Raw genomic sequence first — 25,389 nt, 5'->3', positions numbered from 1 at the left:
GCAATATGACACAAGTGGCCTGGCAAGGCGCCGGCAAGCGCGAATGGACCGCGGCGGCACGCACCGATGCGAGCGCCGCCGGCGGTGGCGGGGCGATGGCGCCGGCAGGACCGCTGCCCCCCGCGGGGCTGGCGGATGACAGCGGCGTGCATCCTGGTACGCGCCATGCGCAGCGCACCGGCGAGCAGGCGCGCACCGGCGGCGAGGTGATCCTGGACCTGCAGCACATCTCGCTGTCGTTCGGCGGGGTCAAGGCGCTGACCGATATCTCGTTCGACGTGTGCGAGCACGAGGTGCGCGCCATCATCGGCCCGAACGGCGCCGGCAAGAGTTCGATGCTGAACGTGATCAACGGCGTCTATCACCCGCAGCAGGGACGCATCGTGTTCCGCGGCGAGGAGCGCAAGCAGATGCACCCGACCGCCGCGGCGCGCCAGGGCATTGCGCGCACGTTCCAGAACATCGCGTTGTTCAAGGGCATGACGGTGCTGGACAACATCATGACCGGACGCAACACGCAGTTCCGCACCTCCTGGTTCGCGCACGCGCTGTGGTGGGGCCCGGCGCGCAATGAAGAGATGCGCCACCGGCAGAAGGTGGAGGAGGTGATCGACTTCCTCGAGATCCAGTCGATCCGCAAGACCCCGGTGGGACGCCTGCCGTACGGCCTGCAGAAGCGCGTGGAACTGGCGCGTGCGCTTGCGGCCGAGCCCTCGATGCTGCTGCTCGACGAGCCCATGGCCGGCATGAATGTGGAAGAGAAGCAGGACATGTGCCGCTTCATCCTCGATGTGAACCGGCAGTTCGGCACCACCATCGTGCTGATCGAGCACGACATGGGCGTGGTGATGGATATCTCCGACCGGGTGGTGGTGCTGGACTACGGCAAGAAGATCGGGGATGGGACGCCGGAAGAGGTCAAGGGCAACCCTGACGTGATCAAGGCATACCTGGGCACTTCGCACTGAGGGTCTGAACCATGACGTTCTTCTTTGAAATCCTGCTCGGCGGCCTGCTGTCGGGACTGATGTACTCGCTGGTGGCGCTGGGCTTCGTGCTGATCTACAAGGCCTCGGGCGTGTTCAACTTTGCCCAGGGCGCGATGGTCTACTTTGCCGCGCTGGCGGTGGTGGGGCTGATGGACAAGGGCATGCCGATGTGGGCGGCGGTGATCGGCGCCTTCGTGGTGATGATCCTGGTCGGCATGAGCACCGAGCGCTTCGTGCTGCGCAAGCTGGTCAACCAGCCGCCGATCACGCTGTTCATGGCAACCATCGGGCTGTCGTTCTTCCTCGAAGGCCTGGGGCCGCTGCTGTTCGGCAACGAAGTGCGCCCGATCCACCTGGGCATCGTCGACGAGCCGATCGAGTCGATCCTGACCACCTTCAACATCGTCATCTCCAAGTTCGACCTTGCCGCCGCGGCCATCGCCGGCGTGCTGGTGGGATCGCTGGCGCTGTTCTTCCAGTACACCAAGGTGGGACGCGCGCTGCGCGCGGTCGCCGACGACCACCAGGCCGCGCTGTCGCTGGGCATCCCGCTGCAGAACATCTGGGCCATCGTCTGGGGCGTGGCGGGTTTCGTCGCGCTGGTGGCGGGCATGCTGTGGGGCTCGCGCAATGGCGTGCAATTCGCGCTGACGCTGACCGCGCTGAAGGCGCTGCCGGTGCTGATCCTGGGCGGCTTCACCTCCGTGCCCGGCGCCATCGTCGGCGGGCTGATCATCGGCGCCTCGGAGAAGCTGGCCGAGATCTATATCCCGCCGGTGTTCCAGTCGATGTTCGGCGGCAATTTCGGCGGCATCGAGGGATGGTTCCCGTACGTGTTTGCCTTGCTGTTCCTGCTGGTGCGGCCCGAAGGGCTGTTCGGCGAGAAACATATCGATCGCGTCTGACCGACTTCGCACAGGAGACTTGCCATGTTTTATCGTGAAGCCGGCCAGTTCAAGACCAGCTACGTCACCGACAGTCAGATCTTCCCGATCCGCCAGGACCGCATCGGCTTTGCGGTGCTGATGGCGTTCGCCTTCGTGGCGATGCCGTTCATCGGTTCGGAATACTGGTTTTCGGCCATCCTGATTCCGTTCCTGATCTTCTCGCTGGCAGCGCTGGGACTGAATATCCTGACCGGGTATGCCGGGCAGCTGTCGCTGGGCACAGCGGCCTTCATGGCGGTGGGCGCCTACGCGGCGTACAACTTCCAGCTGCGCATCGAAGGCATTCCCGTGCTGCTGTCGTTCCTGCTGGCCGGGCTGTCGGCGGCGCTGGTGGGCGTGGCCTTCGGCCTGCCGTCGCTGCGCATCAAGGGCTTTTATCTTGCGGTGGCAACGCTGGCGGCGCAGTTCTTCGTGGTGTGGGCGCTGACCAAGTTCCCCTGGTTCTCCAACAACAGCTCGTCGGGCGTGATCACGGCGCAGCGGCTGGACCTGTTCGGCTACGCCATCGACACCCCGGTGAAGAAGTACCTGTTCGTGCTGGCCATCGTCACGGTGCTGGCGCTGGCGGCCAAGAACATGGTGCGCTCGGCCACCGGCCGCGCCTGGATGTCGGTGCGCGACATGGACGTGGCGGCGGAAGTCATCGGCATCCCGCTGATGCGCACCAAGCTGCTGGCGTTCGCGGTCAGCTCGTTCTACTGCGGCGTGGCCGGTGCGCTGTACGCGTTCTGCTACCTGGGCTCGGTGGAGCCGGACGGCTTCTCGCTGGACCTGTCGTTCCGCGTGCTGTTCATGATCATCATCGGGGGCGTCGGCAGCATCCTGGGATCGTTCCTGGGCGCCGCCTTCATCCTGCTGCTGCCCATCTTCCTGGACAACGTGCTGCCGCCGCTGGCATCGCTGCTGCACCTGCCCTTTACCAATGCCACCGTGTCGCACATCCAGCTGATGGTGTTCGGCGGGCTGATCATCTTCTTCCTGATCGTCGAGCCGCACGGGCTGGCCCGGCTGTGGCAGATCGCCAAGGAGAAGCTGAGGCTGTGGCCGTTCCCGCACTGACGGAGCGGGGTTGCTGACGTACCTGACTTGCCTGACTTATCCGACTTGCCGCAGTTCCTGTGAAGTACTGAAGCTTACGCATAACGAAACGCTCCACCGAGAGCGAAGGAGACTGTCATGACCAACCTGATCCGCAATGTGCAACGCGCCGCCCTGGTGGTCAGCGCCGCGGCTGCACTGCTGGCGCCGGCGGTGCCGGCACTGGCGCAAAGCAACGAGCAGTTCATCGCGCTGCCGAGCTATCGCGTGGGGCCCTATGGCGCCAACGGGCAGTCCTGGTATGGCGGCTTCATCGACTACCTCAACTACGTCAACCTGAAGGACGGCGGCATCAACGGCGTCAAGCTGAGCTGGGAAGAATGCGAGACCGAGTACAACAACGCCAAGGGCGTGGAGTGCTATGAGCGGCTGAAGTCGAAGAACGCGACCACCAAGGGCACGGCTTACCACGCCATGTCCACCGGCATTTCGTACGCGCTGGTCGACAAGACCGCCGCCGACAAGGTGCCGCTGGTGATGATGGGCTACGGCCGCACCGACGCGGTCGACGGCTCGGTGTTCCCGTACGCGTTCCCGCTGGTGACCACGTACCAGATGCAGGTCTCGGCCATCGTCAAGTACCTGGCCAGCAAGAGCGGCGGCTCGCTGGCGGGCAAGAAGATCGTCTACCTGTACCACGACTCCGCCTATGGCAAGGAGCCGATCGTGGCGCTGCAGGCCGAGGCGCGGCTGGGCAAGTTCAACCTGGTCGAGATCCCGGTGGCGCACCCGGGCAACGAGCAGGGCGCGCAATGGCTGAAGATCCGCCAGGAGAACCCTGACTACGTGATCTTCTGGGGCTGGGGCGTGATGAACCAGACCGCGCTGAAGGCGGCGCAGAAGGTGGGCTTCTCGCGCGAGAAGATGATCGGCTCCTGGTGGGCGGGCTCCGAGGAAGACACGGTGCCGGCCGGCGATGCCTCCAAGGGCTACATGAGCGCGACCTGGAACGTTGCCGGCAAGAACGTGCCGCTGATCGCCGATATCGAGAAAGTGGTCTACGGCGCCGGCAAGGGCAATATGCAGGACAAGAACAAGGTCGGTTCGGTGCTGTACAACCGCGGCGTGTCGGCGGCGGTGGTGACGGTGGAAGCGGTGCGCGTGGCGCAGGCCAAGTTCGGCAAGGGCAAGCCCATGACCGGCGAGCAGATGCGCTGGGCCTTCGAGAACCTGAACCTGACCAACGCCCGCCTGCAGCAGCTGGGCGCCACCGGCCTGCTGCCGGAGATCAAGACCAGCTGCGAGAACCACGAGGGCTCGGGCAAGGTGAAGATCCAGCAGTGGGACGGCAGCAAGTGGGTGGTGGTGTCGGACTGGATCGAGGGCAACAAGAGCCTGATCCACCCGCTGTTCAAGGCCACCGCGGCGCAGTACGCGAAGGAGAAGGGCATTACGCCGGGTTGTTCGAAGAGCTGAGGCCGGACGAATCCCGACTGGTTTCTCCCCTCTCCCGCTTGCGGGAGAGGGGAGCAAACCGCCACGACGATGAAGCACCGAATCACGCCACCACGAGCCGCACCATGAGCCTCCTGTCCGTCAACAATATCGAAGTCATCTACGATCACGTGATCCTGGTGCTCAAGGGCGTCTCGCTCGAGGTGCCCGAGGGCAAGATCGTGGCGCTGCTGGGCGCCAACGGCGCTGGCAAGACCACCACGCTCAAGGCTATCTCGAACCTGCTGCAGGCCGAGCGCGGCGACGTCACCAAGGGTTCGATCGAATACCGCGGCGACCGCGTCGACCAGCTCACCCCCAACGACCTGGTGCGCCGCGGCGTGATCCAGGTGATGGAAGGGCGCCACTGCTTCGCGCACCTGACCATCGAGGAGAACCTGCTCACTGGCGCCTACACGCGCGGGCTGTCGCGCGGCCAGACCCGCGACGAGCTGGAGAAGATCTACGAATACTTCCCGCGCCTGAAGACGCGCCGCAAGTCGCAGGCGGGCTATACCTCCGGCGGCGAGCAGCAGATGTGCGCGATCGGCCGGGCCATGATGGCCAAGCCCGCGATGATCCTGCTGGACGAGCCGTCGATGGGGCTGGCGCCGCAGATCGTCGAAGAGATCTTCGAGATCGTGCGCGGCCTGAACTCGCGCGAGAACGTCAGCTTCCTGCTGGCCGAGCAGAACACCATGGTGGCGCTGCGCTACGCCGACTACGGCTACATCCTCGAGAACGGCCGCGTGGTGATGGACGGCGACGCCGAATCGCTGCGCACCAACGAGGACGTCAAGGAGTTCTACCTGGGCGTGGCCGCCAACGACGCCGACGGCCCGGGCCGCAAATCGTTCCGCGACGTGAAGAGTTACCGCCGCCGCAAGCGCTGGCTCGCCTAGCAAACGACTGTTTTCACCCGGCCTTGTCACCACGCGCCCGGCGGCGCGGGGCAGGCCGCATCCCATTCCCTGACGCACAGCACCATGCCAGAATACTTCGATCCGCTCGAAACCCGCGCGCCGGAAGTCCGCGAGCAGGCGCTCCTTGCCGCCCTGGCACGCCAGGTGGCCCACGCGCGCGACCACGCGCCATACTTTGCCGAACTGCTGGATGGCGTCGATCCGCGCCTGCTGACCTCGCGCGCGGCGCTGGCCGAACTGCCGGTGACGCGCAAGTCGGACCTGAGCGCGCGCCAGCGCGCGCTGGCGCCGCTGGGCGGGCTCAACGCGACGCCGCTGGGCAAGCTGCGCCACGTGTTCCAGTCGCCCGGCCCGATCCACGAGCCCGACGGCCACGACGCCGACTGGTGGCGCACCGCGCGCGCCATGCACGCCGCCGGCTTTCGCGCCGGCGACCTGGTCTACAACACCTTCTCCTATCACTTCACGCCGGCCGGCATGATGATGGAAAGCGGCGCCCACCGGCTGGGCTGCTGCGTATTCCCGGCGGGCGTGGGCCAGACCGATTCGCAGGTGCAGGCGCTGGCCAGCCTGCAGCCGGCGGCCTATGCCGGCACGCCGTCGTTCCTCAAGCTGCTACTGGAACGCGGCGATGAACTGGGCACGCCCTGCACCAGCCTGGCCAAGGCGCTGGTCTCGGGCGAGGCGCTGCCGCCGTCGCTGCGCAACTGGTTCCGGGATCGCGGGGTGCGCGTGCAGCAGATGTACGGCACCGCCGATGTCGGCCTGATCGCGTATGAAACCGAAGGCGGCGACGGCTGGGTGGTGGACGAGGGCGTGCTGGTCGAGATCGTCGAGCCCGGCGGCTCGCGCCCCATGCCCGAAGGCGAGACGGGCGAGGTGGTGGTGACGGTGCTGGGCAACGGCGACTACCCGCTGATCCGCTTCGGCACCGGCGACCTGTCGGCGGTGGTGCCGGCGTCGTCGCAGCGGCCCAGCCCGTGCGGGCGCACCAATATCCGGCTTAAGGGCTGGCTGGGGCGCGCCGACCAGGCGACCAAGGTCAAGGGCATGTTCGTGCATCCCGGGCAGGTGGCCGACGTGCTGCGGCGTCATCCCGAAATCCGCGCCGCGCGGCTGGTGGTGACGGGCGATCCGGGGGCTGACGTGATGACGCTGCATTGCGAGGCCACGCGCCAAGACGCCGACCTGCAGCGCGCGGTGGCGGAGTCGCTGCGCGAGGTAATGCGGCTGCGAGGCGAGGTGGCGTTCGTGGCGGCGGGGTCGTTGCCGCAGGATGGGCGGCTGATCGAGGACGCGCGCAGCTACGATTGACGCAGGACTTCGTGGATGGGCCTGCCCTCACCCCAACCCTCTCCCGCAAGCGGGAGAGGGAGTAAACAAGCTGCAGTTGCAAGGCTCGAAGGCCATGCTGCCGCTGCGGGTTTGCTCCCCTCTCCCGCTTGCGGGAGAGGGGCGGGGGTGAGGGCCTGAGCCTCCACGAAGAAGGACCGTCGACAGACCCCAACCTCAAGACTCCCGCCCGCCTTCCCCCCGCGTCGGCAACCGCACCATCCACACACTGACCCCCACCGCGCACGCCAGCAACGCCGCCGACACCAGCGGCCGTCCGCGCAGCAGCCACGCCGTGGTCCCCATCGACAGCCACATCATCGACAGCGCCAGGCATTTCGCCTTGAACGGGATGCTGCGGTGGCGCTGCCAGTCGCTGACCAGCGGGCCGAAACGCGGATGCCCCAGCAGCCATTCATGGAAGCGCTGCGAGCCGCGCGCGAAGCAGGCCGCGGCCAGCAGCACGAACGGCGTGGTCGGCAGCACCGGCAGGAAGATGCCGACCACGCCCAGCAGCAGGCACAGCCCGCCCAGTGCCACCCAGACGGCGCGCAGCACGCGCTGGCGGTGGCTCAGCACGGCTTCGGGATCGGGATCGGGCGAAAGGTCGGGAGTGGAAGGCGGCAATGGTCGGAAAAAGGCCGCCAAAGCGGCCCGGTGAGGGATCGGTTAGCGCGCGATGCCCAGCCGCGCCTTGGCAGCATCGTACTCCGCCTTCATGCGCGCAACGATTTCGCCGGCGCCGGGGATGTCGTGGATCTGGCCCACGCCCTGGCCGGCGCCCCAGATATCCTTCCACGCCTTGGCCTTGGAGGCGCCGCTGGAGAAGTCCATCTTGGTCTTGTCGGCCACCGGCAGATTGTCCGGATCCAGGCCCGCGTTGCTGATGCTTTCGCGGATGTAGTTGCCGTGCACGCCGGTGAACAGGTTGGTGTAGACGATATCGGCGGCGGCCGAGCTGGTGATCGACTGCTTGTATGACTCCGCCGCATGCGCCTCCTGCGAGGCGATGAAGCGCGTGCCCACGTAGGCAAAGTCGGCGCCCATGGCCTGCGCGGCCAGCACCGCCTCGCCGGTGGCGATCGAGCCCGACAGCGCGACCGGGCCGTCGAAGATCTTGCGCACCTCGCCCACCAGCGCGAACGGCGACAGCATGCCGGCATGTCCGCCGGCGCCCGCCGCGACCAGGATCAGGCCGTCGACGCCGGCCTCGATTGCCTTTTCGGCATGGCGCAGGCTGATCACGTCGTGCATCACGATGCCGCCGTAGCTGTGCACCGCGTCGATCAGCTCCCTGGGCGGCGCGCGCAGCGAGGTGATGAAGATCGGCACCTTGTGCTCCACGCAGACCTTGACGTCATGCTCCAGGCGCGCGTTGGAGGCGTGCACGATCTGGTTGACCGCGACCGGGCCTACGGGTGCGCCGGGATTGGCGGCCTTGAAGGCCGCCAGTTCGTCGCCGATCCGGGTCAGCCACTCGTCGAGCAGCTCGGCCGGGCGCGCATTGAGCGCGGGGAACGAGCCGACGATGCCGGCCTTGCACTGCGCCAGCACCAGTTCCGGGTAGCTGACGATGAACATGGGCGAGGCAATCACGGGCAGGGCCAGGTTCTGCAGGGCCTGGGGCAGTTGCTTGGCGGCGGGCATGGGGTCTCCTGAACTACGGGCGGGCACGTTGTCGTGCCCTAAATGAACGGTCGTTCGATTATAGGGAGTTTCAGCGCGGTCACGTTAGAAGCCCAAGTCTATGCCGGTCAGGCAGGCGTGTGGCGCTATGCCGCCGGCAGCACCAGTTCGGCCAGCGCGCCGCCGCCCGGGCGGTTGGCCAGCGTCACGTCGCCATGATGCAACGTTGCGACTTCCCGCGCAAAGCACAGGCCCAGGCCGGTGCTCTTGTCCGCACCGTGCGGGCGCGGCAGCGAGTAGAAGCGCTCGAACACGCGCGGCAGCGCGTAGTCGGGAATGCCGGGACCGTGGTCGGCCACGGCAATGGCCAGTGCGTCGCCGCGGCGTTGCAGTCGCACCGTGACCGCGGTGCCCGGCGGGGCGAAGTCGATCGCGTTGTCGAGCAGGTTGGCGATGGCCTGGCGCAGCAGGAACGGGTCGCCGGCGACGTGGCCGGCGGCGGGACCAGACGCGGCCTCGGCCTCGCACTGCAGTGCGACGCCGCGCTGCCGCGCGCGCGGCTCCAGCTCGGCGCACAGTTGCGCCAGCAGCGGCGCCAGCGCCACCGGCTCGCGCACCTCCAGACGCTGGCGCTGTTCCACTTCGGCCAGCGCCAGCAGCTTGCGGATCATGGTTTCCAGCCGTCCCGACTGGGTCCGGATATTGGCGACGAAGCGCTGGCGGTCGGCCGCCGGCATCTCTTCCTGCAGCAGTTCCGCCGCGCCGCCGATGGCGGCCAGCGGGCTCTTCATCTCGTGGGTCAGCGTGTGGATGTAGTGCTCGACATACTGCTTGTCCTCCAGCCGCTCGCGCATGCCCTGCACCGCGCGCCCCAGCTCGGCCAGTTCGCCCGCGCCGCGCAGCGGCATCTCGGCGCGCTCGCCGGCCGCCACCGCGCGCGCGTAGCCGCGCAGGCGGCTCAATCCATGCATCAGCCACAGCGTGCAGGCCAGCCCGATCACGCACGCGGTGCCGATCAGCAGGCCGCCGTAGAGCAGGATCTTGCGCTGGCTGCGCGCGATGAACGGCGCCATCGCCGCATTGGGCTTGGCCACGGTCAGCACGCCGACGATGCGCTCGCCATCGCGCACCGGCGCGGCCACGTGCATCACCGTGCTGGCCTCGTCGGCGGGATCGGCGCGCGTGCTGCGCGCGCCGTACTTGCCGCGCAGCGTCAGGTAGACGTCGTTCCAGCGCGAGTAGTCGCGGCCCACGTCGGTACCGGTGGAGTCGAAGCGCACGATGCCGCTGGCATCGGTGACGTAGACGCGGTAGCCGATGCTGTCCTTGTGCAGCCCCGAGACCTCGGCATTGACCGGCACCTCGCGCAGTGCCGCCATATGCCGCGCGAAGTCGCCGTCGGCGATGCGGCCGGCCTTGAGGTCGTCGGCGGCCAGCGCGGCCAGCACGTGCGCGGTATCGATCAGCGTGTCTTCCATGGCCTGGCGCACGCCGGGCTTGACCTCCTGCACGAACACGCGCAGCGTCAGCACCGTGGCCAGGCCCACGATCAGGAAAAAGCCGAAGAAGATGCGCAGGCCGATATGCATGGCGCGCTCAGGGCTCCAGCGAATAGCCCATGCCGCGATGGGTGCGGATGCGCTCGGCGCCCTCGGCGGACACCTCGCGCAGCTTGGCGCGCAGGGTCTTGATATGGGTGTCAACGGTGCGGTCGCTGGTATCGAGCGCGCCCGCCCACACCCCGTCCATCAGCTGCGCGCGCGAGTAGATGCGGCCCGGATGCGCCACCAGCCAGGCCAGCAGCAGGTATTCGTAGCGCGTCAGCGCCAGCCAGTGGCCGTGGTAGGCCAGGCGGGCGCCGTCCTGGTCGTGGGTGAAGCCGGCCGCCTCGCCGGGTTTTGCCGTGGCGCCGCCGCGGGCCCGGCGCAGGATGGCGCGCACGCGCGCGGCCAGTTCGCGCGGCGAAAACGGCTTGACCACGTAGTCGTCGGCGCCGATCTCCAGTCCGACGATGCGATCGATCTCTTCGTGGCGCGCGGTCAGGAAGATCACCGGCGCATCGCTGAAGGTGCGCAGCGTGCGGCAGACCTCGAAGCCGCTCAGGTCCGGCAGCCCCACGTCCAGGATCACCAGGTCGGCCCGCGCGGCGCGCAGGCACGCGAGCGCGTCGCCGCCCAGCGTGCAGTGCTCGGCCAGCATGCCGTCGGTGCGCAGGGCATAGAGGATGGTGTCGGCGATGGCCTGCTCGTCTTCCACCACCAGGATGCGCGGTTGTTCCATGCCGAGCATTCTAGCCGTTCAGGCGCTGGCCGCCGCCCGCGCCGGCGGTGCCGGTTCCGCGCCGCGCCGGTGGAAATAGACCTGCTCCGCGGCCCGGCGCAGCGGCGGCGAATACAGCATCAGGTCGAACGGCCAGTCGCACTGGAAGCGCTCGAACATCCAGCGCAGCGCGCGCTTGGCGCGAAAGCGCGGTGCGCTGGCGCTGGCCACGGCTTCCGGTGCCGGCCCGCCGCGCAGCAGGTGCGCGGCCACCGCGTGGCCGACCGACTCGCCGTGGGCAACGGCATAGTGGATGCCGCCCGCAGTAAGCGGCGACACAATGCCCGCGGCGTCGCCGGTCAGGATCACGCCGTCGCGCGCCAGCGGCAACACCGGGCCGCCGCACGGGATCAGCCCGGCGCGCGTCGCGGCCGGCTGCGTCAGCTGCGGCAGGCCGGCGCGCTCGCGCACATGCGCCAGCAGCCCGTCCAGGTCCGGCGCGCGGCCGCGCCGCGGCAGGTAGCGCAGCGCCAGCCCGGCCTGCACGCCGGCGGGGTTCTGCGCGATCCAGCCGATATAGCCGGGCGCGAAGCGGCGCGTGATGAAGCAGTGCAGCGCGCCGGGCTCCGGCAGCGCCAGTCCCGGGAACTCGTACTCCACGCCATACAGAAAGCTGTGCACGCGCCCCAGCCCGGCACATTGCGCCACGCGCGACTGCGCGCCATCGGCGCCAATCAGATAGCGCGCGAGGCCCACACCGGTGACATGCCAGCCGCCGTGGCGCGGCACCGCGCCGACGAAGGCCTGGCCCAGCCGCAGCTCGACCCGGTGGCGCACCAGTTCGGCGGCCAGCCAGCGCATCAGGCGCGGCGTGTCGGTGGTGTGGAAGTAATAGCCGGGCGCACTCAGGTTCAGGCTGCGCAGCCGCGGCGAGTACAGCTTCACCTGCTCGACGCGATGCACGCAATCGGCCGGCGCCTGGCCCAGCCAGGTCTGCTCGATTGCTTCCTTGACCAGGATGCCGGTGGTGTGGAGCTTGTCGCCCGGATCGGTCTTGCGTTCCAGCACCAGCACGCGCAGGCCTGCGCGCGCGGCGGCCAGGGCGCAGGCGGCACCGGCAAAGCTGGCGCCGGCGATGACGAGGTCGTAGTCGAAGGAGGGCATGGCGGTTTCCGGAGAGCGAAGGGCTCCAGTCTGGCCAGCCGGGGTGAGGGCAATGTGTGGCGGGTGTGAAGCGGCGCGGCGGCGCCGATGCGGCAAAAAAATGCCCCGCATGCGCGGGGCCATCAATTACCACGAAGACTGATACACACGGCGGGCACCTGCCAATGCCGCAGCCGCCCACGAAGCATAGGCCGCCAATGTGACGGCGCCGTGGCAGCGCGATGAACCGCGCATGACATCACAGCCCGTAGCGCTTGATCTTGTCGTAGAGCGTGGCCTTGCCCACCTGGAGCAGGTCGGCGGCCTGGCTTACCGCGCCGCCGGTGCGCGCCAGCGCGTCGGCGATCACGGCGCGCTCGAAGTGCTCCATGCGCTCGCGCAGCGGCGCGCTCTCGTCGGGGCCGGCCGCCTGCCCACCCGCCTGGCCGCCCTCGGGCACGCCCAGCACCATGCGGTCGGCGGCATTGCGCAGCTCGCGCACGTTGCCAGGCCACGGGCGCTGGGCCAGCGCCTGGCGCTGGGCCTCGGACAGGATCGGCGCGGGCCGCTGGTAGCGCACCGCCGACACCAGCGAGAAATGCTCGAACAGCGGCACGATGTCCTCGCGCCGCTCGCGCAGCGGCGGCAGCGCGATGGTGACGACATTGAGCCGGTAATACAGGTCTTCGCGGAAGGTGCCTTGCGCCACCAGCGCGTCCATGTCGCCCTTGGCCGCCGCGACGATGCGCACGTCGATCTTCACCGACGCGTTCGAGCCCAGCCGCTCCAGCGAGCCTTCCTGCAGCACGCGCAGCAGCTTGACCTGCAGCGCCAGCGGCATGCTTTCGATCTCGTCGAGGAAGAGCGTGCCGCCGGAGGCATGCTCGAGCTTGCCGATGCGGCGCTTGCCCGCGCCGGTGAAGGCGCCGGCTTCGTGCCCGAACATCTCGCTCTCGAAGATGGCCTCGGGCACCGCGCCGCAGTTCAGCGCGATAAAGGGTCCCTCGGCGCGCGCGGACAGCGCGTGCAGGCTGCGCGCCACCAGTTCCTTGCCGGTGCCGGTCTCGCCGTTGATCATCACCGGCACGTCGGTGGGCGCGACATTGGCCACCAGCGCGCGCACCTGCCCGATCGCGGGCGAGCGGCCGATGATGCGCGTGCCGGCGGCGGGCCCGGCCAGTTCGCGGCGCAGCGCCTGGTTTTCCAGTTCCAGCGCGCGCCGTTCGAGCGCGCGCCGCACGGTGTCGGTCAGGCGATCGGCGCCGAACGGCTTTTCGATGAAGTCATAGGCGCCTTCGCGCATCGCCTGCACCGCCATGGTGATGTCGCCGTGGCCGGTCACCAGCACCACCGGCACGCCGGGCGCGGCGTTGCGGCAGTGCTGCAGCAGGTCCAGCCCGCTGGCGCCGGGCAGGCGCACGTCGGTCACGACAACGCCGGCGAAGGCGCCGTGCAGGTGCGGGATCGCGGCCTCGGCCGACGGCAGCGCCAGCACGCGGAAGCCGGCCAGTTCCAGGCTTTGCGCGGTGGCCTGCCGCACCAGCGGCTCGTCTTCGACAAACAGGACACGCAGACCGTCTTGCATGGCAGTACTCATGGTGACGCGGAAACCGATGGCGCGGGATCGATGGCGGAAGCGCGCGCCAGCACCAGCGTAAACTGCGCGCCGGCGCCGGGGACGTTGGCGACGCTGAGCTGGCCGCCGAACTCGCGCACGATCGACGACGAGATCGCCAGCCCCAGGCCCAGTCCCTGGCCGGTTTCCTTGGTGGTGAAAAAGGGTTCGAACAGGCGCGGCAGCGCTTGCGGCGCGATGCCGGTGCCGTTGTCGCGCACGACAATGGTGACGGCACGCTCGCCGGCCTGCACTTCCAGGTCGATGCGACCCTGCGCCGGCGCGGCCGCGGCGATGGCGTCGAGCGCATTGCCGAGCAGGTTCAGCAGCACCTGCTCCAGCTTCAGCTCGTCGGCGCGCACGCAGAGGCCCGGCACCGCATCCAGGCCGGCAAGGTCGATCGTGACCGTGCCCAGCCGCGGCGCCAGCAGCGCCAGCACGTGGTCGACGGCCGCGCGCAGCGCCACCGGCCGCTGCACCGGGCGCGCCTTGCCGGCAAACAGCTTGAGCTGGCCGGTGATCTTGCCCATGCGTTCGGTCAGGTCGGCAATCGCCGTCAGGTTGCCCTCGGCCGCGTCCAGCTGGCCGCGCGCCAGCAGCACGCGGGTGTTGTCCGAGAACGTGCGCAGCGCCGCCAGCGGCTGGTTCAGCTCATGCGTGATGCCGGCCGCCATCTGTCCCAGCGCGGCCAGCTTGCTGGCCTGCACCAGCTCGTCCTGCGCCGCGCGCAGCTCGCTTTCAGCGCGGGTGCGCTCGGCCACTTCGTCTTCCAGCTTCTCGTTGATCGCCATCAGGTCGGCGGTGCGGGCCTCGACGCGGCGCTCCAGCTGGTCGTAGGCGGCTTCCAGCAAGCGGCGGCTGTACTGCATGTCGCGCGCGCGCTGGCGGCGCTGGCGCCAGTTGACCAGCAGCAGGCAGATGCAGGCATAGGCCAGCGCCGCGGCCACGGTGGCGTTGCGCGCGTTGGCCAGCACCGGATCCAGCGGCGCCATCACCTGCATGGTCCAGCCGGCGGGGCCCACGGTGCGGTTCAGCTCCAGGTAGCGGTCGGCGCGTTCGGCGCCGTCCGGCGCGAAGGTGGTGCGCCCGGCCGTGGCCTCGTCGCGCACCCGCACCAGGCGCGCGCCGTGCGCCAGCGTGGTATCGGCCAGCCAGCGCGTGACCGGCGACGCCAGCGGTTCCAGCGGCAGCGGCGTTACCGCGCGTCCGTGGTACTGGCGGGTCTGCTCGATCTCCGCGCGCAGCGCCGGCGGCAACGGGCGCAGCGTGCGGTACTGCCATGCCGACACCGACGACAGGAAGATCACGCCGTGGTCGTCGCTGACCATCAGCGGTTCGGCGCCGCTGCCGGCGCGCTGGAACCATTCCAGGTTGAGCTTGACCACGGTCACGCCGATGACCTTGCCACCGGCCTCGATCGGCTGCGCGATGTAGTAGCCGGGTTCGTCGCTGGTGATGCCGATGGCGTAGAAGCGTCCCATCTTGCCGCCCGCGGCGGTCTGGAAGTAGGGGCGGAAGCGGTAGTCGGTGCCGACGAAGCTGCCGGGCTGGCCGTGGTTGCTGGCCGCCAGCGCAATGCCGTTGGCCGCGATCACATAGGTGGCCGACGCATGCGCGCGCCGGTTGACCTCGGCCAGGTACTGGTTAACGGCGGCGACGCGCTGCGCGTCGTCGGGGGCGGCGAGCAGCCCGCGCACGAACGGATGCAGCGACACCAGCGCGGGCAGGAACTCGTAGCGGTCGAGCGTGCTTTCGAGCGTGGCGGCGTAGCGGTCGGCGCGCGTGGCGGTGCCTTGCTGCAGGCTGGCCAGGCCGCGCTGGACCGAGACCAGCCAGGTCAGCGCGCACAGCAGCAGCAGGCCCGCGGCCAGCGCGACGGCAAAGCCCCACCAGCGCCCGCTGCCGGCCGCCGGCGCGTGCACCGGCCGGGTGGCGGCGGGATCATGCACGGCGAGAAAGTCGTCGGAGTGGGGCATCGGCGCGCGCGAGGGGTGTCGCGCCGATGATACCCGCTGGCGCGCGGCCGCAGGCGCGGTCGTTTCAGGCGGCGCGCTGGCCGGCTTCGCCAAGCGTATCGGCATCGTCGCCGGCGCCGTGCTGCAGCACGCGCGCCAGGCGCTTGCGATCCAGCTCGCGTTCCCACGCCGACACCACCACCGTGGCCACGCCGTTGCCGATGATGTTGGTCAGCGCGCGGCACTCGCTCATGAAGCGGTCGATGCCCAGGATCAGCACCATGCCCGCCACCGGGATGGTCGGCACCACCGCCAGCGTCGCCGCCAGCGTGATGAAGCCCGAGCCGGTCACGCCGCTGGCGCCCTTGGAGGTGATCATCGCCACCGCCAGGATGGTCAGCTGCTGCATCAGCGTCAGCTCGATGCCGGTGGCCTGCGCGATGAAGATCACCGCCATGGTCATGTAGATGTTGGTGCCATCCAGGTTGAACGAGTAGCCGGTCGGCACCACCAGGCCCACCACCGACTTGGAGCAGCCCAGCTTCTCCAGCTTTTCCATCATGTGCGGCAGCGCCGCCTCGGACGAGCTGGTGCCGAGCACGATCAGCAGTTCTTCCTTGATGTACGAGATAAAGCGCACGATGCTGAAGCCGGTCATGCGCGCGATCGTGCCCAGCACCACCAGCACGAACACGATGGCGGTGAAGTAGAAGGTGCCGATCAGCTTGAGCAGCGGCACCAGCGAGCCCAGGCCGTACTTGCCGATGGTGAACGCCATCGCGCCGAAGGCGCCGATCGGGGCCACCTTGGTGATCACGTGGACGATGTGGAAGAACACCTTCGAGACCTGCTCGATCAGCTGCACCACGATGCGGGCGCGCTCGCCCAGCACGGCCAGCGCGGCGCCGAAGAACAGCGACACCAGCAGGATCTGCAGGATGTCGCCGTTGGCGAAGGCGCTGAACACGGTGTCGGGGATGATGTGCATCAGGAACTCGACCGTGCTCTGGCCGTGCGCCTTCGACACGTACTGGGCGATGGCCTTGGTGTCGAGCGTGGCCGGGTCGATGTTGAAGCCCACGCCCGGCTTAAGCAGATGCGCGGCGCCCAGCCCGATCAGCAGCGCGAAGGTCGACACCACCTCGAAGTACAGCAGCGCCTTGCCGCCGACGCGGCCGACCTTCTTCATGTCGCTCATGCCGGCGATGCCGGTGACCACGGTACAGAAGATGATCGGGCCGATGATCATCTTGATCAGCTTGATGAAGCCATCGCCCAGCGGCTTCATGGCGACGCCGGTGTCGGGCCAGAAGTGGCCGAGCAGGATGCCGATGCAGATGGCGAACAGGACCTGCACGTACAGGATCTTGTAGAAGGGTTTCCTCATGATGTCGTCCTCGGTGTTGACCGTACCCGGGCGGGTCCGCGCGGGCGCGCGCCGTCACGCTTGCGGCGCGTTCAGGGGCGGGAATTCGCAACCGGCATGCCAGTCCAACCGGTATTGCTAACTGGTTGATTCACAAGGAAAGGCAGGCGGCGGGCGGGCGCCGGGCCTCCGGGATTCCGGAATCCCGGACGGGGCGGCTCCGGGGATCCGGAATGGCGGGTCGGCATGGGGTGCGCGAGGCGCCACCTGGCAGCGGCGCGGGGTGCATGGCGGTGTGCGCAAAGCTGCCGCAGATCGCGGCCGCGCCCTCGCAACGCCGTATAATTCCAAGCTTCCGTTCAATGCCGTCCGGGCCGTGCCGCCGTCCGGGGCCGTCTTCACACCGTACGCATGCGCAGCTACTACCAGCACCACGTCTTTTTCTGCCTGAACCAGCGCGAGGCCGGCGAGAACTGCTGCGCCAACTACAACGCCAAGGCCATGCAGGAATACGCCAAGAAGCGCTGCAAGGAACTGGGCATCGCCGGCGGCGAAGGCCGCGTGCGCATCAACAAGGCGGGCTGCCTGAACCGCTGTGAACTCGGCCCGGTGCTGGTGGTCTACCCCGAGGCCATCTGGTACACCTATGTCGACGAGCATGACATCGATGAAATCATCGACAGCCACCTGCTCAAGGGCAAGCCGGTCGAGCGGCTGATGGTGGACCGCTGATGGCGGCGCACTGAACGAACCGAAGCCGGCCTATGCCGGCTTGTTGCTTTACCCCTGTTCCACTGTTGCCAATGCCATGCCCCGCCGCCCGCCAGCCGGACGGTTTTTTCATTTTTGCCCGGGCTTTGCGCCGGGCGCTTGCTTGACCGCCACCCTGACCGCCCATCATGAACGCGCATACCCAGGTACTTTCCATCGCCGGTCCCGCCGGTGCGATCGAGCTCTCGGTAGACCTGCCGCAGAACCTGCCGGAGGTCCCGCTGCGCGGCCTGGCGCTGGTGGCGCACCCGCATCCGCTGTTCGGCGGCACCAAGGACAACAAGGTCGCGCAGACGCTGGCGCGCGCCTTCGTGCAGCTCGGCTATGCCACCGTGCGCCCCAACTTCCGCGGCGTCGGCGCGACCGCCGGCGAGCATGACAACGGCATCGGCGAACAGGACGACCTGCTCGCCGTGGTGGCCTGGATGCGCCAGCAGACCGCGTGGTCGGCGCAGGCCGCGACGCTGCCGCTGGCGCTGGGCGGGTTCTCGTTCGGCAGCTTCGTCAGCACCCATGTGGCGCGGCGGCTGGCCGAGGCCGGCACGCCCGTGCAGCGCCTGGTGCTGGTGGGCACCGCCGCCAGCCGCTGGGAAGTCGCCCAGGTGCCGGCCGACACCATCGTGATCCACGGCGAACAGGACGACACCGTGCCGCTGGCCAGCGTGTTCGACTGGGCGCGCCCGCAAGAGCTGCCGGTGATCGTGATCCCCGGCGCCGACCATTTCTTTCACCGCAAGCTGCACCTGATCAAGCAGCTCGTCGTCAATGCGTGGGACCGGTAAGGCCGGCACGCCGCCAGTTCGGAACCTTCCCGCGCCACCTTCTTACTGTCGGAAAACAGAAACATGCTGAATAGAGCCACGACACGCCTTTGCTCCGCCTTTGCTCCCGCTGCCATCGCCGCCGCCGTCGTGCTGGCCGCCGCGCCCGCCGCCGTGCTGGCGCAGGGCGTGCCGATGCCGCAGGTCGCAGCCAAGTCGTGGATGCTGTATGACGTCACCAGCGGCCAGGCCCTGGCCTCGCAGAACGCCGATGCGCGCATCGAGCCGGCTTCGCTGACCAAGCTGATGACCGCCTACCTGGCGTTCGAGGCACTCAAGGAAAAGCGCCTGACGCTGGACCAGGCGGTGGTGCCGACCAACCTGGTGCTCAAGGTCAAAAGCGACGAGTCGCGCATGTTCATCGAGCCCAACAAGCCGGTCACGGTACAGGACCTGCTGCTGGGCCTGATCGTGCAGTCGGGCAACGACGCCGCGCTCGCGCTGGCCGAGGCCGTCGGCGGCTCGGAAGAGGGCTTCGTCGCGATGATGAACCGCGAGGCCCAGCGCATGGGCATGAAGAACACCCACTTCACCAATACCGACGGCATCCCCGACCCCAACCACTACACCACCGCGGTGGACCTGGCGACGCTGACCACGCGCCTGATCAAGGACTTCCCCGAGTACTACAGCATGTACTCGCAGAAGGAGTTCACCTATAACAAGATCAGGCAGCCCAACCGCAACCGCCTGCTGTACATCGACTCGACCGTCGACGGCGTCAAGACCGGCCACACCAGGTCCGCCGGCTATTGCCTGATCTCGTCGGCCAAGCGGCCGCTGGCCAACGTGCCGGACGGCTCGCGCCGCCTGATCTCGATCGTGATCGGCACCACCACCGAACAGGTGCGCACCCAGGAAAGCCTGAAGATCCTCAACTACGGCTTCCAGTTCTTCGACACGCTGCGCCTGTACGACAAGGGCCAGGTGCTGGCCACGCCGGACATCTACAAGGGCAAGAGCGGCACGGTCAAGATCGGCGTGCCGAACGAGACCTTCGTCACCGTGCCCAAGGGTACCGGCGGGCGCCTGAAGCCGGTGCTGGAGCGCCAGGAGCTGCTGATCGCGCCGATCTCGGCGGGGCAGCAGGTGGGCATGGTCAAGCTGATGGACGGCACCAACAAGGTGGCCGAATTCCCGGTGGTGGCGCTGGAAGAGGTGCCCGAGGCCGGCTTCTTCGGCCGCCTGTGGGACACCATCCGCCTGTGGTTCAAGCGCAAGTGAGCTGAATGCGCGCGAGCCGGTGCGCCCCGCGGCGCGCCGGCCTCGCGCCGGAGAATCCGAAATGACGACCGACAACCAAGGCAGCGGCAACAAGCCCGGCGATATTCCGCCGGAGCAGTCGCTGATCGAATACCCGAGCCACTTCCCGATCAAGGTGATGGGCGCGATGCAGGACGGCTTTGCCGAAGCCATCGTCGCGCTGGTGCAGGAGTTCGATCCGGACTTCCACGCCGGCAAGATGGAAATGCGCCCGTCGAGCAAGGGCAACTACCTGGGCCTGACCGTGACGGTATGGGTCACCAGCCGCGAGCAGCTCGATGACCTGTACCGGGCGCTGACATCGCATCCGATGGTGAAGGTGGTGCTGTAAGGCGCTGGCGTTCCTTTCCCGCTCTGTTTGCTCCCCTCTCCCACGCGCGGGAGAGGGGCCGGGGAGAGGGCAGGCGCTGGCATACCGAAACGCGCCACTTCGTTGAAGCTCCCGCCCTCTCCCCCAACCCCTCTTCCGCAGGCGGGAGAGGGGAGCCCGCTGCAGCATTGCAAGGCACTCTCTGCGGCATGCTTTTTCCCTTACCAACATGAACACCATCACCCTGAAACCCGGCAAGGAAAAATCCCTGCTGCGCCGCCACCCGTGGATCTATGCCACCGGCATTGCCACCACCGAAGGCCGCTGCGAGCCGGGCGCCACCGTGATCGTGCGCGCCGCCGACGGCCGCTTCCTGGCCAAGGCCGCCTACAGCCCCGAATCGCAGATCCGCGCGCGCGTGTGGACCTTCGACGAGAACGAGCCGGTCGACCACGCCCTGTTCAAGCGCCGCGTGGCCGCGGCCATTGCCTACCGGCGCCAGTGGGTGCAAGACAGCGACGCGGTGCGGCTGATCTTCGGCGAATCGGACCGGCTGCCCGGCCTGATCGTCGACTACTACGGCAACGGCGCCTCGGGCCAGCTGGTATGCCAGTTCAATTCCGCCGGGGTCGAACACTGGAAGACCGCAATCGTGCAGGCGCTGGTCAAGGAGACCGGCTGTCCCAACGTCTATGAGCGCTCCGACGCCGCGGTGCGCCAGCGCGAGGGGCTGGAGCTGGTCACCGGCGTGCTCGCCGGCGCCGAGCCCGACCCGGCGCTCTCGGTGACCGAGCACGGCGTGCGCTATTACGTCGACGTGCGCAACGGGCACAAGACCGGCTTCTATGTCGACCAGCGCGACAACCGCAAGCTGGTGGGCGATCTCGCCGCAGGGCGCGAGGTGCTGAACTGCTTCTGCTATACCGGCGGCTTCTCGCTGGCGGCGCTGCGCGGCGGGGCGAAATCGGTGACGTCGATCGATTCGTCGGGCGAGGCGCTGAAGATTGCCGCGGGCAACGTGACGCTGAACGGCTTCGATCCGGAACGCGCGACCTGGCTCGACGCCGACGTGTTCAAGATGCTGCGCGAATTCCGCGCCGAGGGCCGCCAGTTCGACCTGATCGTGCTGGACCCGCCCAAGTTCGCGCCGTCGGCACAGCATATCGACCGCGCCGCGCGCGCCTACAAGGAAATCAACCTGGTCGGCACGCAGCTGCTGCGCCCGGGCGGGCTGCTGTTCACGTATTCGTGCTCCGGGGCGATCAGCATGGAGCTGTTCCAGAAGATCGTGGCCGGCGCGGTGACCGATGCGCGGGTGGATGCGCGCATCCTGCGGCGCTTGTCGGCCGGCACCGATCATCCGATGCTGGCGGCGTTTCCGGAAGGGGAGTACCTGAAGGGCTTGCTGCTGGAAAAGGTGGCGTAGGCCAGTCAGGCGACGCATTCACGGACGGGCAGGCGCGAGTCATGAACAAACTCTCTGAAATGCATGCCTTCGTGGCCGTGGTCGATGCCGGCAGCTTTACCGAGGCGGCACGGCGGCTGGGCACGACCAAGTCGGTGATCAGTGAGCGTGTGCAGATGCTGGAGCAACGGCTCGGCGCCGTGCTGCTGCAACGCGGGCGCGGTGCCGCGGCGACCGAAGCGGGGCAGGTCTTCCACGAATACTGCGTGCGCATCCTGGCCGATGTGGGCGAGGCCGAGGACGCCGTGCTGAGCGCCAATACCAGCCTGCGCGGCTCGCTGCGGGTGGCTGCGCCGCTGGCCTTCACAGTGCAATTCCTGGGGCCGATGCTGTCGGCGTTCTCGCTGCGCTACCCCGAGCTGCGCCTGGATGTGGAGACCGACGACCGCTACGTCAACCTGCACGAGGGCAACTTCGACCTGGCCATCCGCATGGGCCAGCTGCCCGATTCCTCGCTGGTGGCGCGCCCGATCGCGCCCAACCGCCACCTGATCTGCGCCAGCCCCGGCTACCTGGCCGCGCACGGCACGCCCGCGCACCCGACCGAGCTGCGCCACCACCAGGGCCTGCTCTATTCCAATCGCGAGCCGCACGGCATGTGGCAACTGCCGGTGCAGGGCGAGCTGCAGTCGTTCCGCATCCACGGCCGCCTGCGTACCGACAGCGGCCATCACCTGCTGGCGGCTGCCCGCGACGGGCTGGGCCTGGCCATTCTGCCGGCCTTCCTGGCCGCGCCAGCCATCGCCGCCGGCGAACTCCGCATCGTGCTGCCCGGCTACCAGCCCTCCGGCGGGCAGATTTCCGCGGTGTACCGGCGCTCGCACCGGGCCTCGCCCAAGATCCATGCGCTGGCGGACTTCCTGGCCGAGCAGATCGGCCAGCCGGCGGTCTGGGAAGTGGCCATCGCTGACCATCTCGCCAGCGCCGGTCTCGGTTCGTAAAACCCGAACATCGGATTCTGTATCCGCCGCCTGTTTCGGAACGCGTGGTCTGGCTAGTCTGTGTGCACCGGGGCATCGCCCGGAACGCACCGCACAGACACCATGACCCGCCCCCGGCATCGCAAGCCCAAGCCTTCCCTGCGCAAGTTCTTCAGCCATGGCGTGGCGCTGGCCGCCGCCGGCGTCACCTGCGGCGGCGCGTTCGGCCGTCTCGCCCACGCCGCTGATGCCGACCGGCCGCGCACGGCCGGGCCGGCCCGCGCCGTCGACGTGATCGTGGTTGGCGCCGGCTCGGCCGGCGCGGTCATGGCACGGCGGCTGAGCGAGCAGCGCCAGCGCACGGTGCTGCTGCTCGAAGCCGGGCACGGCTATGCGCCGCAAGGCCGTCCGGAACCGATCGCCGGCGGCGACAGCGCGGCGCCGGCCGCAAGCGCTGCGGTCAACGGCGCGGCGGCGCTGCGTGCGCGCCCGGAGGACTTCCGGCGCTGGAACCTGGAAGGCTGGAGCTACGACGAGATGCTGCCCTTCTTCCGCAAGCTGGAGCACCGCACTGGCGGCAGCGACGCGCTGCACGGCCGCAGCGGTCCGCTGCCGGTGCGCCAGCCGGCCCGTGCCGACCTCGCGCCGATGCCGCGCGCCTTTATCGATGCGGCGCTGGCCAACGGCTTCCGCGCGATTGCCGACTTCGACGACGCCGATGCGGACGGCGTCGGCCCGTATCCGACGAACGTGTCCGACCCTGTGCGCGTGAACCCCGGCATGGCCTACCTGACCGACGAGGTGCGCGCCAGCCCGAACCTGGCCATCCGCGCCGACGTGCTGGTCGACAAGGTGCTGTTCGCCGGCCGTCGCGCGATCGGCGTGCAACTGGCCGATGGCGAGCAGATTCATGCCGGCGAGGTGATCCTGTCGGCCGGCAGCTACGGCAGTGCCGCCATCCTGCTGCGCTCGGGCGTGGGCCCGTTCGACCACCTGCGCGACCTCGGCATCCCGGTGGTGAAGGACGCGCCGGTGGGGCGCAACCTGGTGGGCCACCCGTTCTTCCACAACGCCTACGCGGCCCGCCCGGATCGTATCGGCGCGCAGTCGCCGTCGACCGGCGCCAAGCTGTGGACCCGCAGCCGGGGTGCCGCGCCCGGCGAACTGGACCTGCACATCACCGCCACCCCTTTGTTCCCGTACGCCCAGAGTCCCACTGGCGTGGGCTTCGTGCTGGCGGTGGCGCTGACGCGGCCGCAGTCGCGCGGCCGGCTGTGGCTGGCCAGCCGCGATCCGGCGGTGGCGCCGAAGATCGACCCGAACTTGCTGTCGGCGCAGCAGGACTGCGAGCGCCTGCTGGAAGGCATCAGGCTGGCGCGCAGCCTGGGCCGCAGCGCGGCGCTGGCGGACCTGATCCACGCCGAACTGAACCCGGGCCCGCGGGCGGCCAGCGATGAAGCCGTGCTGCAGGCGGTGCGCGCCACGCTCGACACCTGCCACCATCCCACCTCGACCGCGCCGATGGGCCTGGCCGGCGATCCGGCGGCGGTGGTCGACCTGGAGGGCAATGTGCGCGGCGTGCAGGGCCTGCGCGTGGTCGATGCCTCGATCTTCCCCGATGTGCCTTCGGTGGCGACCAGCATCACCACCATTGCCACGGCCGAGCGCATCGCCAGCCGCCTGGCCTGAACAGGACCCCCACGACATGACCATGCCCACGGCACTGAACTGGATCGACGGCGAATGGGTGGACTCCGGCCTGTACCGCGACGCCATCGACCCCGCTACCTCCGCCGTCATCGGCCGCTACGCCGATGCCGGCCGGGCCGAGGCCGAACAGGCCATCGGCGCCGCCTGCCGCGCGCTGCAGCCTACCGCGTGGCGGCACAACCGCGCCTTGCGCGCCAGGGTGCTCAATGAACTGGCCGATGCCTTCGAGCGCCATGCCGAAACGCTGATCGACATGCTCTGCGCCGAAAACGGCAAGGTGCGCGCCGAGGCGGCGTTCGAGGTCGGCATGGTGCCGGCCAAGCTGCGCTACTACGCCGGGCTCGCGGTCGCCGAATACGGCCGCGCCGCCGAGCCGAGGCCGGGGCGGCTGTCGCTGCTGCTGCGCGAGCCGATAGGCGTGGCCGGCATCATCGTGCCGTGGAATTCGCCGGTGGTGCTGATGGTGCGCGCGCTGGCGCCGGCACTGGCGGCGGGCTGCACCGCGGTGATCAAGATGCCGGGGCGGACGGCGCTGACCAATGCGCGGGTGGCGCGCATCATGGCGCACGCGCCGTCATTGCCGCGCGGCGTGGTCAACCTGTTCAGCGAGTCGGGCGAGGAAGGCTCGCGCTCGCTGGTGGAATCGCCGCACGTGCCGGTGATCAGCTTCACCGGCAGCTCGGCCACGGGCCGCGCCGTCAGCGCCGCGGGCGCGCGCCACCTGAAGCGGTTCGGGCTCGAGCTGGGCGGCAAGACGCCCATGATCGTGTTCGACGATGCCAGCCTCGACGCGGCGCTGCCGGTGCTGGAGAAGGCGCTCACGGTCTTCGCCGGGCAGTTCTGCATGACCGGCTCGCGCCTGCTGGTGCAGCGCGGCGTGGCGGACGCGCTGCGCCAGCGGCTGGCCGAACGGCTGGCCGCGGTACGCGTCGGACCGGCCGCCGAGGCGGCCAGCCAGATGGGGCCGCTGATCGACAAGGCCAGCGTGGCGCGCGTGAACGGCATGGTCGAGGCGGCGATTGCCGACGGCGCGCACGTGCTGGTGCGCGGCGGGCCGGTCACCGAAGGCCCGCTTGCGCGCGGCGCGTTCTACCGCCCGACCCTGCTCGAGGTGAACGACCCGGGCATGGAAATCGTGCAGAAGGAGGTCTTCGGCCCGGTGCTGACGCTGCAGGTCTTCCAGACCGAGGCCGAGGCCGTGGCACTGGCCAACCACAGCGATTATGGGCTGGCTGCCAGCGTGTGGACGCGCGACGTCGACCGCGCGCTGCGCATGGCGCGGGCGCTCGAGGCGGGCACCGTGTGGATCAACCACTGGGCGTCGGTCTACGATGAATTCGAGGAGGGCGGCTACAAGCAGTCGGGGCTGGGCCGGCTCAACGGCGTGGCCGCGATCGATCATTTCGTCGAATACAAGCACATCGCGCTGGCGCCGGGGTAGC

Annotated in this window: 22 protein-coding genes; 14 read left to right on the top strand and 8 right to left on the bottom strand. The window is 68.9% G+C overall.

All coding sequences use genetic code 11. The features are described 5' to 3' along the window. Positions 1–5 precede the first annotated feature (5 nt). From FHX60_RS25945 to FHX60_RS25920, 6 genes are all read left to right on the top strand, one after another. Positions 6–968, top strand: a complete 963-nt coding sequence (locus tag FHX60_RS25945) for an ABC transporter ATP-binding protein (RefSeq protein WP_112773883.1) — start codon at positions 6–8, stop codon at positions 966–968. An 11-nt stretch (positions 969–979) separates the two neighbouring features. Beyond that, on the top strand, positions 980–1,894 hold the full coding sequence (locus FHX60_RS25940; protein WP_092307394.1) for a branched-chain amino acid ABC transporter permease: 915 nt from the start codon (positions 980–982) through the stop codon (positions 1,892–1,894). A 24-nt stretch (positions 1,895–1,918) separates the two neighbouring features. After that, entirely contained in the window at positions 1,919–2,995 is a 1,077-nt protein-coding gene (locus FHX60_RS25935; protein WP_112773882.1) for a branched-chain amino acid ABC transporter permease, read from the top strand. A 117-nt stretch (positions 2,996–3,112) separates the two neighbouring features. Continuing rightward, positions 3,113–4,450, top strand: a complete 1,338-nt coding sequence (locus tag FHX60_RS25930; RefSeq protein ID WP_112773881.1) for an ABC transporter substrate-binding protein — start codon at positions 3,113–3,115, stop codon at positions 4,448–4,450. A gap of 104 nt (positions 4,451–4,554) precedes the next feature. Beyond that, on the top strand, positions 4,555–5,370 hold the full coding sequence (locus FHX60_RS25925; protein WP_018003769.1) for an ABC transporter ATP-binding protein: 816 nt from the start codon (positions 4,555–4,557) through the stop codon (positions 5,368–5,370). 84 nt (positions 5,371–5,454) lie between these two features. Further along, a complete protein-coding gene (locus tag FHX60_RS25920) occupies positions 5,455–6,705 on the top strand; it encodes a phenylacetate--CoA ligase family protein (protein WP_183285052.1) in 1,251 nt (416 codons plus the stop codon). Between the two features lie 195 nt (positions 6,706–6,900). On the opposite strand, the gene FHX60_RS25915 is transcribed toward FHX60_RS25920, so the two are convergent. The 8 genes from FHX60_RS25915 to FHX60_RS25880 all read right to left on the bottom strand — a co-directional run bounded on the left by FHX60_RS25915 (position 6,901) and on the right by FHX60_RS25880 (position 16,708). Next, positions 6,901–7,350 (bottom strand): YbaN family protein, encoded by a 450-nt coding sequence (locus tag FHX60_RS25915; protein ID WP_165835134.1) that lies wholly within the window; start codon positions 7,348–7,350, stop codon positions 6,901–6,903. A gap of 42 nt (positions 7,351–7,392) precedes the next feature. After that, a complete protein-coding gene (locus FHX60_RS25910; protein WP_183285051.1) occupies positions 7,393–8,370 on the bottom strand; it encodes an NAD(P)H-dependent flavin oxidoreductase in 978 nt (325 codons plus the stop codon). A gap of 125 nt (positions 8,371–8,495) precedes the next feature. Next, a complete protein-coding gene (creC, locus tag FHX60_RS25905; protein WP_183285050.1) occupies positions 8,496–9,938 on the bottom strand; it encodes a two-component system sensor histidine kinase CreC in 1,443 nt (480 codons plus the stop codon). A 7-nt stretch (positions 9,939–9,945) separates the two neighbouring features. Further along, positions 9,946–10,638, bottom strand: a complete 693-nt coding sequence (gene creB, locus FHX60_RS25900; protein ID WP_309251829.1) for a two-component system response regulator CreB — start codon at positions 10,636–10,638, stop codon at positions 9,946–9,948. A gap of 9 nt (positions 10,639–10,647) precedes the next feature. Next, positions 10,648–11,772, bottom strand: coding sequence for an NAD(P)/FAD-dependent oxidoreductase (locus tag FHX60_RS25895; RefSeq protein WP_183285049.1), 1,125 nt, complete (start codon positions 11,770–11,772; stop codon positions 10,648–10,650). 238 nt (positions 11,773–12,010) lie between these two features. Next, complete coding sequence (locus FHX60_RS25890; RefSeq protein ID WP_112773876.1) at positions 12,011–13,336, bottom strand: sigma-54-dependent transcriptional regulator; 1,326 nt, start codon at positions 13,334–13,336, stop codon at positions 12,011–12,013. Positions 13,337–13,344: 8 nt separating this feature from the next. After that, positions 13,345–15,342, bottom strand: a complete 1,998-nt coding sequence (locus FHX60_RS25885) for a sensor histidine kinase (protein ID WP_183285048.1) — start codon at positions 15,340–15,342, stop codon at positions 13,345–13,347. Positions 15,343–15,406: 64 nt separating this feature from the next. Next, complete coding sequence (locus tag FHX60_RS25880) at positions 15,407–16,708, bottom strand: dicarboxylate/amino acid:cation symporter (RefSeq protein ID WP_092307412.1); 1,302 nt, start codon at positions 16,706–16,708, stop codon at positions 15,407–15,409. Positions 16,709–17,098: 390 nt separating this feature from the next. Here FHX60_RS25880 and FHX60_RS25875 point away from each other — a divergent pair, with 390 nt between their 5' ends. From FHX60_RS25875 to FHX60_RS25840, 8 genes are all read left to right on the top strand, one after another. Beyond that, complete coding sequence (locus FHX60_RS25875; RefSeq protein ID WP_012351580.1) at positions 17,099–17,419, top strand: (2Fe-2S) ferredoxin domain-containing protein; 321 nt, start codon at positions 17,099–17,101, stop codon at positions 17,417–17,419. A 167-nt stretch (positions 17,420–17,586) separates the two neighbouring features. After that, positions 17,587–18,240 carry an alpha/beta hydrolase gene (locus FHX60_RS25870; protein WP_092307414.1) on the top strand — a complete coding sequence of 218 codons (654 nt, stop codon included), beginning with the start codon at positions 17,587–17,589 and terminating at the stop codon, positions 18,238–18,240. A 63-nt stretch (positions 18,241–18,303) separates the two neighbouring features. Then, a complete protein-coding gene (locus tag FHX60_RS25865; protein ID WP_183285047.1) occupies positions 18,304–19,503 on the top strand; it encodes a D-alanyl-D-alanine carboxypeptidase family protein in 1,200 nt (399 codons plus the stop codon). A 61-nt stretch (positions 19,504–19,564) separates the two neighbouring features. Then, positions 19,565–19,873, top strand: coding sequence for a YbeD family protein (locus FHX60_RS25860; protein ID WP_012351583.1), 309 nt, complete (start codon positions 19,565–19,567; stop codon positions 19,871–19,873). A 208-nt stretch (positions 19,874–20,081) separates the two neighbouring features. Beyond that, on the top strand, positions 20,082–21,278 hold the full coding sequence (locus FHX60_RS25855; protein WP_183285046.1) for a class I SAM-dependent rRNA methyltransferase: 1,197 nt from the start codon (positions 20,082–20,084) through the stop codon (positions 21,276–21,278). Between the two features lie 41 nt (positions 21,279–21,319). Continuing rightward, positions 21,320–22,258, top strand: a complete 939-nt coding sequence (locus tag FHX60_RS25850) for a LysR family transcriptional regulator (RefSeq protein WP_183285045.1) — start codon at positions 21,320–21,322, stop codon at positions 22,256–22,258. Positions 22,259–22,360: 102 nt separating this feature from the next. Then, complete coding sequence (locus FHX60_RS25845) at positions 22,361–23,926, top strand: GMC family oxidoreductase (protein ID WP_183285044.1); 1,566 nt, start codon at positions 22,361–22,363, stop codon at positions 23,924–23,926. 16 nt (positions 23,927–23,942) lie between these two features. Further along, positions 23,943–25,388, top strand: coding sequence for an aldehyde dehydrogenase family protein (locus FHX60_RS25840; RefSeq protein WP_112773871.1), 1,446 nt, complete (start codon positions 23,943–23,945; stop codon positions 25,386–25,388). Position 25,389 lies beyond the last annotated feature (1 nt).

Source organism: Cupriavidus alkaliphilus (assembly GCF_014191175.1).
In the GTDB taxonomy this organism is placed as follows: domain Bacteria; phylum Pseudomonadota; class Gammaproteobacteria; order Burkholderiales; family Burkholderiaceae; genus Cupriavidus; species Cupriavidus alkaliphilus.
The sequence above is the reverse complement of the archived record's forward strand: the minus strand, read 5'-3'. Positions and strand labels throughout refer to the sequence as shown.